The following is a 5,833-nucleotide window of genomic DNA, read 5'->3' as shown; positions in this document are numbered from 1 at the left end:
GCGAGCCAGTCGCCGAGCCTGCCCGACTTCGCCGCCGCCTGCAGCTCCGCGTCCCTGCGGCCGGTGACGAACTCCCGCAGTACGTCGTCGCGGATGCCCCCGTAGAGCCTGCCCACGTCGGGCAGGAGCGCCGCGACGTCGAGTTCCGGCGGAGCCGCGGGGAGCCTTCTGAGGAAGCCGAGATAGGTGAAGGCGGCGTACCGCTCCATCAGCCGCCGCACCTCGGGTCCGTGGCGCGTGCCCAGGTCGAGCAGGTGCAGGTCGAGGTCGAGGTGGTCGCGGTAGTTGGCCGCGTTGTTCCGCAGGGAGTCCATGATGGAGGAACCGTCGCCGCGCTGCCGGTAGAGGTAGACGGGCCGGTCCAGCAGGTTGACGCGGCGCGCGGACAGCAGGGCCGGGACGCTGAACCAGGCGTCCTCGAAGAGCACGCCCTCCGGGAAGGCCGCCCGGGTGCGCCGCAGGAACGGCACGGAGAACAGTTTGTTCCACACGCTCGCCGAGAACACCAGGTCCGGGTACGCGGTGATGTCCTCGACGCACCGGTCGCCGTCCCCGAAGTACCGCTTCCAGCGGCCGTAGGGGCGCAGCGGGACGTTGGTGAAGTCGGCGACGACCACGTCGGCGTCGTTGCCGCGGGCGGAGGCCAGCATCGCGGACAGCCCGTCGGGCACCATCACGTCGTCCGCGTCGGCGAAGGCGACGTGGGCGGCCCGGACCTCGCGCAGCCCGCGGTTGCGGGCCGCCCCGGGGCCCGCGTTGGGCTGGGTGATCAGCTCGGCCTGCGGATGGCGGTCGGCGAACGCGGCGAGCAGGTCGCGGGTGCCGTCGGTCGACCCGTCGTCGACCAGGATCACCTGGGTCCGGTCGAATCCGTCGAGGGCGGCGACCGAGGCCAGGAAGCGGGGCAGGTGCCCGGCCACGTCGAAGCAGGGCACGATGAGCGCGACGTCGTACGAGGAGGGGTCCGTCACCGAGGGCTCCAGTGCGGGGAGAGGGGCATGCCTTACGGGGACGCGGCCCGGGAAAACGGCGACGCCGGTCTCCGTGTGCTCAGGAGACCGGCGTCGCGGTGGACCGCGTGCGGGGTGTCAGCCGTCGACCGAGGCGGACACGGTGACCGGCTCCGGGGTCGCCTCCGCGATGGTACGGCGGTACGAGTCCATGGCGCGCTCGAAGTCGCGGGTCGAGAGCATCAGCTTGTAGATGATGGCGAGTTCGAAGAGCACCAGCCCTATGCCGGCCACGATCGTCACGCCCATGATCGCCCCGACGAGCGGGGCGATGATGAACACCGCCATCTGGAACTCGATGCCGCTGATCAGGTGGGTGCGGATGCGGTGGGCGATCAGGAAGTCGCGGATGCGGTTGTAGCGCGTGAACCGGCGCACGAACGACTGCTGCGTGACCACCCCGAGGGCGGGGGCGGCGGGCTCCTCGGCACGCGGACCGGCCGCGGTCTCCTCCTCGCCGGCCTCCAGGGCCTCGTCCTTCGCCTCGGCGGTGATGCGCGCGGCGGCGGCGACGCGGGGCGCGGGCGCCTGGGTCACCTCGGCGACCTCGGCCGCGGCCTGCTGGAGCTTGGTCCGCATGCCCTGGCGGACCTTGTAGATCTGCAGGGCGTCGATGTACCGGAGCATGTCCAGGAAGACGACGGCCAGCGCCAGCCATATGTACGAGACGTCGCCGGTCCGGTGGTACTGGCCGCCCATGAGGGCGATGGCGCAGACGAGGACCCGGATGCGGTCGAAGACGTAGTCCAGCCAGGCGCCGAACTCGGATCCGTTGCCGGTGAGCCGGGCGAGCTTCCCGTCCATGCAGTCCAGGATGAAGCTGCAGTGGTACACGATCGCGCCGGCCACCAGCCAGAGCCACCCGCCCTGCGCGAAGCAGGCGGCTGCTCCGAGGCCGAGCACGAGCGCCGCCCAGGTGATCTGGTTCGGAGTGACCCTGGTCCACTTGGCGGTCCAGCGGACCAGGGGCGTGGCCACCGGGTCGACGAGGAGAACGGTCCACCAGGCGTCCCGCTTCTTCTCAGTGCGGCGGCGCACTTCGGCGAGCGGAGGTATGTCCATGGTCGGGAGGAAGCCCTTTCGGGTGGCCCTCGGCGAGGCACCGAGGAGCGCGCGGAGTGGTTCGGTCGTGCCACGCGGGGCGGCCCGGGGCATGCCGGTGCGCCTTACGGGGAAGGACGTTGCCCGTCTCACCACGGTAATCCACCGGTCAAATGTCACCGTTGGGCGGTCCGGGCGCGGACCACCATACGCCGTTTGCCAAGGCTTAAGGCAATGCTGGGGCGGCTGCGGTTGCCCTGTTCACCCGAATCTGTGTCAAGGATCGCATGTGGCTGAGACATAAGGTAGATGGTGTCTGAATTGTCCTTTATTGGGAGCCGAGTGGGCGCGCGGGTTAGGATAATCTGCTCATGAGTCAGCCGCTTCCTTGTACCACTTGGCTTTTGCTGCCTGGCGCGCCTCCGTGGCAGGGTTCCTCCCGGAGTCTCCTTGCTGTGCGAGCCGAGGTTCGGGTGCCTTCCAGGCCAGTGCCGACGCGAGGGCGTCCGGCGTGGGAGCTGTGATCTCCGACTTTTCAGTCCCTGGTAATGGAGGCGTGATGTCCCCGCGCGTGGACGCTGCACCGAGCATCACCGTTGTCGTCCCCGCGTACAACGCCGCGGCGACTCTCGGCAGAGCCCTCGACTCCTTGGTGGTGCAGACGTGCCAGGACTTCGAGGCCGTGGTCGTCGACGACGCGTCCCAGGACAGTAGCCGGGCCGTCGCGGAGAGCTACGCGGACCGAATTCCGCGGCTGCGGGTCATATCCCGGCAGACCAACAGCGGGGGCGTGGGAGCACCCCGCAACGACGGAATTCGCGCGGCACGCGGCGAATACGTCATGTTCCTGGACTCCGACGACGAACTGCCGGTCAAGGCATGCGAACTGCTGCTGGAGTCGGCCCGGAACACCGGCGCCGACATCACCGCCGGGCGCGCCCACCGGATCAATCTGCAGCGTGACACGACGCAGGTGTGGCAGTCCATGCTCTACGGCGCCGACCGGACCGTGGACGGCATCCGGAGCTGGCCGGAGCTGATCAACGACCCCATCGCCGCCGCGAAGCTGTACCGGCGGGACTTCCTGCTCGAGAACGAGATCTTCTTCCCCGAGGGAGTCTTCTACGAGGACACCTTCTTCTCGGCCAAGTCCTACACCCTCGCCTCCGGTATCTCCGTCGTCGCCGAACCGGTCTACCGGTGGGTCTGGGAGGATCCGCGGGACGGCAGTGCCTCGATCACCAACCGGCGCGCGGAGATCCGCAGCATCTCCGACCGGGTGGCGGTGCACCGGCTGGCGGACGAGTTCCTGCGCGGTGCCGGCGCCGAGGACATCAAGGTCTACAAGGACGCCCGCTTCATCAGCCACGACGTCCGGCTGTACGCGAAGGAACTCCGCGCGGGCGACGAGCGGTTCCGCACCGCCTTCCTGGACATCGTCTCGGAGTACCTGACCGAGATCGACGAGCGGGCCTACCCGCTGTGCGGGCCGCTGGACCGGGTGCGCGCCTTCTACCTGCGGCACCGGCTGGTGGACGAGGCCCTCACGGTCGCCGACTTCGAGCAGCGCCGCGGCGTCGTCTCCACCGACCTGGTGCGCCGCGGGGACCGCGTGTACTGGTCGGCGCGCCACACCGACCTGCCGGGGGCGGACGAGTTCCTCGACGTGACCGAACTCGGTCTGCAGAACGAGTCGTTCGAGAACTGCAAGCTGTCCAACCGGGTCACCTCCCTCGCCGTCGACGGCACGACGGTCACGCTCGGGGGTGAGATCCTCAACCAGTTCCAGCGCATCGGAACCAACGACGCCGTACGGCTGGTGCTGCACGTGCGCGCCAAGGACACCGGCGAGCGGACCGTCGTGGAGGTGCCGGACGTCCGGGTGGACGAGTCCCGCATCTCCTACCGGGTCTCGTTCGACCTGGGCTCGGCGGCCACCGTGCTCTCCTCGCGGAGCCTGGTCAACCTCAACATGCAGGTCCTGTGGGAGGGCCGCAAGCACACCACGGCCCTCTGCGTCCACGGCAGGGACCTGGCACCGCTCGGCCGCGCACTGGAGCCCTCCGGTCTGTGGCCGGACATCACGGGCAGCGGCAACCTCGTGTGGCGTCCGGCCGAACCGGCCGACGCCAGGGGGGCGGCGCGCGAGGCGCCGGGCGCCGAGCACTGGCAGTGGTGGCAGGGACGCGAGCTGCCGGCGAACGCCGCCGAGCCCGCCGAGCCCGCCGCGACCGTCGTGGTGTTCTGCGCCGGATACGGTGACGACGCGCTGCGGGCCGCCCTGAACTCCCTCGCCTGCCAGGAGGAGTTCGGCCGGACGCAGGTGCTCCTGGTCACCTCCGGAGCCGATCCGGACGTGCCGGCCGCCGTCGAGTTCGCCGACCGCTACGACAACACGAGCCTGGTCCGCGTCCCGGCCGGTGCCGACGCCCAGACGTTCCGGCAGGCCGTGCTGGACCGGCTGACCGGCCCGTACGTGGCCTTCACGGACGGATCCGGAGTCCTGGCCGAAGGCGCGCTGACCGGGCTGTACGCCGCGGCCGCGGACGACGTCGACATCGTGGTCGCCGACACCTGGCAGGCCTCCGAGGCGCTGCGCGAGGCCGACGTGTTCCTGCGCGAGTGCTTCGAGGCCGGCGACCGGACCGTCGACGGCCTTGCCGAAGCCCCCGGCCTGCTCTTCGCCGCGTCGCCCGGCGGCAAGCTGTTCCGCCGCGACCTGCTGCGCGAGTGCGGCTTCCACGTCGGGGACGGCTGGGACCTCGAGCACATCACCTTCGTGGCCACCGCTCTGCTGAGGGCCCGCCGCATCCGCGTGACCGCGGCGCTCGTCCACGGCGTCACCGACGAGGCCCGCTCCGGGCTCCCCGCCCGTGACCGGCGGGAGACCGCGCGGGGCCTGCTGGCCCTGTACCAGTCGCTGCTGGACGCCCACGCGACGGCGGACCCGGAACGGCGGGCCGCGCTCCGGCGCTTCGTGGCGGGAAGCTTCCACCCGTACCTGGTGAGCCTGCCCAAGATGATGGTCGGCGAGGAGCTCGAAGCCCTCTACCCGAAGCTGCGGACCCTCTACCGGGACATCCCGGAGGACCTCGTCCTGGAGTGCGCCGGCCCGAACTCCTCCCTCCTCACCCACCACGCCGTGAAGGCGGGCAACGCCGCGCTCTTCACCCGTCCGTTCGAGGAGCCCCGGTTCCTGCCCGAGCTGTCGGTCGCCGGCCCGGTGCTCTTCCGCAGGACCGAGGGCGACGTGGACGACTCCACGCTGCTGCGCGTCCAGTCCCGGTCGGCCCAGGCGGAGTCCGTCCGTCCCGTCGACGGCGACCTGCGCGTCGAGGGGTTCCTGACCCTCGACGACGTCGACATCTCCGAGGACTTCGGCAACCGGCTGGAGCTCGTGTTCACCGCGCCCGGCGGACGGGAACACGCCGTACGGGCGCAGCAGGTGTACCGCCGCGACCGTTGGCACATCCGCAAGCAGACGGACCTGTACAGCGGCTGGCGGGCCGACCTCGGCCGCGACGAGCTGGCGGCGCTGCACGGCGGCGCGTACTCCCTCGCGGTCCGGCTGCACGGCCCCGGCGGCTTCGTCGACATCCCGGTGACCGCCCGCCCCGCGTTCCACCGCTTCAAGGGCGTCGACCGCATCGGCGCCTTCCGCTACGAGGTGTCCACGGACACGGAGAACGTGGCCCACGTGCGGGTGGCCCGGCGGCGCTCGGCGGCGGGCGTCTCCGACCGGATACGGCGCCTGGGCCGCGAGACGGGCCGGATCGTCACCC

At 70.9% G+C, this 5,833-nt stretch carries 3 protein-coding genes; 1 reads left to right on the top strand and 2 read right to left on the bottom strand.

All coding sequences use genetic code 11. From position 1 onward, the window contains the following. Both RH94_RS06615 and RH94_RS06610 read right to left on the bottom strand, forming a co-directional pair. Positions 1-971 (bottom strand): glycosyltransferase family 2 protein (locus tag RH94_RS06615; protein ID WP_143203968.1); only part of this gene is annotated, 971 nt, incomplete at its 3' end. A 117-nt stretch (positions 972-1,088) separates the two neighbouring features. Then, positions 1,089-2,072, bottom strand: coding sequence for a CDP-alcohol phosphatidyltransferase family protein (locus tag RH94_RS06610; protein WP_073946741.1), 984 nt, complete (start codon positions 2,070-2,072; stop codon positions 1,089-1,091). 538 nt (positions 2,073-2,610) lie between these two features. On the opposite strand from RH94_RS06610, the gene RH94_RS06605 reads away from it, so the two are divergent. Beyond that, positions 2,611-5,833, top strand: a 3,223-nt coding sequence (locus RH94_RS06605; RefSeq protein WP_143203967.1) for a glycosyltransferase family 2 protein, incomplete at its 3' end; no start/stop codon positions are given.

Origin of the sequence: Streptomyces kebangsaanensis, from assembly GCF_001906585.1 — a bacterium.
Taxonomy (GTDB): domain Bacteria; phylum Actinomycetota; class Actinomycetes; order Streptomycetales; family Streptomycetaceae; genus Streptomyces; species Streptomyces kebangsaanensis.
The sequence above is the reverse complement of the archived record's forward strand: the minus strand, read 5'-3'. Positions and strand labels throughout refer to the sequence as shown.